The sequence below is a fragment of the Desulfuromonas sp. genome (assembly GCA_002869615.1).
GTDB lineage: Bacteria > Desulfobacterota > Desulfuromonadia > Desulfuromonadales > UBA2294 > BM707.
The window spans coordinates 1-3,537 of the sequence record PKUH01000017.1; the positions used below are offsets into that span (position 1 = coordinate 1).

Consider the following 3,537-nt stretch of genomic DNA (forward strand, 5'->3'; position numbering starts at 1 on the left):
CGAAGGTGCCGCAGACCCCCGACTACATGGTCGGGGTGATCAACCTGCGCGGCAGCGTGGTGCCGGTGATCAACATGCGGTTGAAGTTCGGCATGGAGGATATCGAAAAGACCCGTGATTCCTGCATCATCGTGGTTGAGGTCGATGTCGACGGCGAGCCGATTACGGTCGGGGCGCTGGCCGATTCGGTGCAGGAGGTCATGGATATGAACGACAGCCAGATCGAGCCGCCGCCGAAGATCGGGACCAAACTGAATACCGAGTTCATCAAGGGGATGGGCAACCTCGGCGACAAGTTCGTCATCATCCTCGATATTAACAAGGTGTTCTCGGCCGATGATCTCGAATTGGCCCGGGAGATCAGTGACGAGACCGAAGAAGTGACAGCCTAGTTGCAAGACCAGTCTGGCCAACAGGAGAGGCCTGATCCAATCCCTCTCCTGCTGGCCAGGTTTTCGTCTGCCAGCCAGATGATTAAGGTTGTCTTGCCGGCGTGGTTGCGTAAAATAGGTCTGCCATGCTGACCCCGCAATTAAAAGATCGCCCTTATATTCTCCTGACCATGACCGTCCTGTTCTGGGCCGGCAACTTTATTCTCGGGCGGGCTTTTCATGCCGACATTCCACCGATTGCTCTGGCGTTCTGGCGCTGGGCCGGAGCCTCACTTCTGGTCGCTCTTCCGGCGAGCCGGTACCTCCGCGACGACTGGCCGGAGATTCGTCGCTGCTGGCCGGCGGTGCTGCTGCTCTCTTTTCTCGGCATTGCCTGTTTCAATACTCTGGCCTACAGCGGACTGCAATATACCCAGGCGATCAACGCCTTCCTGATTCAATCATTGATGCCGGTGCTGATTGTCGTGTTCTCCCTGTTGATTTTTAAAGAGAGGGTCGCTCCGGTACAGGTGGTTGGCATCGCTGTTTCACTCGCTGGCGCCGTAACCATTATCGCGCGCGGCGAGGTCGGGCTGATTCTGAATCTTGAGTTCAATCGGGGTGATCTGCTGGTTCTGCTGGCAATCGTCTGTTATGCCGGTTATTCATCGTTATTGCGGTTACGGCCAAAGGTCCATCCGCTCTCGTTTATTGCCGTTACCTTCTGGCTCGGAACGGCGATCCTTATGCCGCTGTATCTGTGGGAGCATAATTATGTCCGGCCACTGCATCCGGTCCCGACAACCTTTCTGGTCCTCGCCTATGTCGCGATATTTCCGTCAATCGTCTCTTATCTCTGTTTCAATCGGGGAGTTGAGCTGGTCGGGGCTAATCGGGCCGGTCTTTTTATCCACCTGATGCCGGTGTTCGGGAGCCTGATGGCCATGGTTTTTCTCGGTGAACAATTTTATTGGTTTCACGCTCTCGGTATCGGTCTGATTGCCGTCGGCATCTGCCTGGCGACCCGCGCCGGCCGGACGTAGCGTCTCGTCAACAGTATGGCCATAGATTCCGGACAACTATCCTGTGAATCTGGCAGTTTAACGGGAAATGACAATTCAGGAGGGTATTTGACAAAAAATGCCAGCAGGTTTGCTCTTTAATGACGTCGCCGCTGTCTCCCGATTTCGAGACTATGGAAATTCCGGGAGGGGGATATGCGTTTTCCTGTTGGCCTGTTTCCTGCTAATGATATAAGCTCCAATCCAGGGATTTTATTAAAAAGGATCTGTTTATGAATACTATTACTCCAACATCTGATGCTGCATCACCTGCCCCGAAGCGGGTGAAAAAAATTCTCCTGGTCGATGATGTCAAACTCTTTATCGCCCTCGAAAAGACCTTCTTTCAGCGCAAGGAATCGTTCAAGGTTTTGACCGCAAGCAGCGGCAAGGAAGCGCTGGTGCTCGTTGAGTCGGAACAGCCCGACCTCGTCTATATGGACCTGTTTATGCCGGAGATGAATGGTGACGAATGTTGTCGGCGTATCAAGGAGTCGGATTTCGGACGGGATATCCCGGTTGTCATGGTGACCTCGGCCGGGAATGCAGAAGATATTGCCCGCTGTGAAGCGGCCGGATGCGACGAGATCGTCACCAAGCCGATCAACCGCGGGCATTTCATGTCGATTGCCAGGAAGTATCTCGAAGTGCACGAGCGCAAGGATCCGCGTTATGCAATCCATGTCAAGGTTCGCTTCGGTGACCAGGACGATCTGCTGACCGATTACACGGTTAATCTTAGTTCCGGAGGGCTGTTTCTGACGTCACCGCAACCTTTGCCGCGCCACACGCTGCTCGACATTGAATTCAGTTTGCCTGAAACCGGAGAGACGATCAATTGCAAGGCCCGGATCGCCTGGGTGAATGATACCAGCAATCCAACCAAGCCCGATCTCCCTGCCGGTATGGGCTTGCAGTTCGTTGATATTGCGGAAAGCGAGATCCGCATTATTCAAAGCTACATCGAGAGCAATAATTTAACGGCTGAGTGGTAATTTCGGCTGCTTTGCCTTCCTGTTTCATCTCTTCCGGGCTATCGGTAGTCACGATAACCACCGGAATCAGCCTGCCGTTCTCGGCCGCGCGGAGTTTGCGGGTCAGTTCAAGGTCGCCGGTATCGCCCGGCCTGCTCCTTCTTTTTCTTGCCTGTCCTGAGCCAGCCGAAGGGCTTGTCCAGGCAAAGTAAGCAAAAGAAAGACACCCCGGCTCACTCGGCGTCTTATGTAAAGCAAATAAAGACAGCTGTAAGTTTTAAGCTGTCAGTTGTCAGAGAAAATCAGGAACAAATGTCTTAGACTCACCCGTGGAGCTCTTGAGGTCGCCCTCTGGTAGCGCGATCACTGAACCGCAGCCCAACCGCAACCGCCACGGAGATGAACTGCGTTTGCCTCAAGGCAAACTCCCTGGCAGCAAAGTTTAACAGAAACAAACCCAGTTGCACAAAAAAGCCCCCGGCAAGGGAGCCGTTTTCTGCATACTCTTTTATGGCTTAATAAAAGAGTATGGCGGAGTGCGCGGCCGCGACCGCGCGATTATATCATCTTCAGTCTTGATGGATACTTTCCTGCACTTCGGGTAGTGACTCTATCCAGCAATGTCCCCACCCAACCAGACAAGGTCGCCGGTATCGCCCGGCCTGCTCCTTCTTTTTCTTGCCTGTCCTGAGCCAGCCGAATGGCTTGTCCAAGCAAAGTAAGCAAAAGAAGAAACCCCGGCTTACCCGCCTGATAATCAGGTTCCCTCACTGCGCCGATTGTAATCCGTCAGTCACTGGCGTTACCTGAGCGCCGGATTAAAATCCGCTCGCTCGGCGGTCTTACTTATGGCCCCGGTAGAACAGTGGGAACAGTCAAAGACAAGAATGTTGTCAGTCCCGACTCCGATAGCCTGTCCTGAGCCAGCTTAAGGGGGAGTTTAATGTTGTATTCGCTTTCATCTGCGATGAACCAAAAAAAATACCGCCCGAAATCTGTCGGGCGGTCTAAAAAAAATGAGGTGGAGTGGTAGTGATTAGTGGCGCATCATCCGACCAAAAAAACCGGCGGTGTGCCCCGCAAGAAGAATAAGACCATAAAATGCCAGGGTTCCTAAAAAGCTGGTTATCA

3 protein-coding genes are annotated in these 3,537 nt (G+C 53.2%); all 3 read left to right on the plus strand.

Features of this window, described 5'->3' with window-relative positions:
- On the plus strand, window positions 1–392 hold a 392-nt coding region (locus C0623_02960), incomplete at its 5' end, for a chemotaxis protein CheW (GenBank protein ID PLY02961.1).
- A 125-nt stretch (window positions 393–517) separates the two neighbouring features.
- Complete coding sequence (locus C0623_02965) at window positions 518–1,414, plus strand: EamA family transporter (protein PLY02962.1); 897 nt, start codon at window positions 518–520, stop codon at window positions 1,412–1,414.
- A 251-nt stretch (window positions 1,415–1,665) separates the two neighbouring features.
- Window positions 1,666–2,427: a two-component system response regulator gene (locus C0623_02970; protein ID PLY02963.1), complete on the plus strand. Its 762-nt coding sequence runs from the start codon at window positions 1,666–1,668 to the stop codon at window positions 2,425–2,427.
- Window positions 2,428–3,537 lie beyond the last annotated feature (1,110 nt).

Coding starts and splice junctions, on each gene's coding strand:
- C0623_02965 (PLY02962.1), top strand. CDS start 518: ATGCTGACCCCGCAATTAAAAGATCGCCCTTATATTCTCCTGACCATG.
- C0623_02970 (PLY02963.1), top strand. CDS start 1,666: ATGAATACTATTACTCCAACATCTGATGCTGCATCACCTGCCCCGAAG.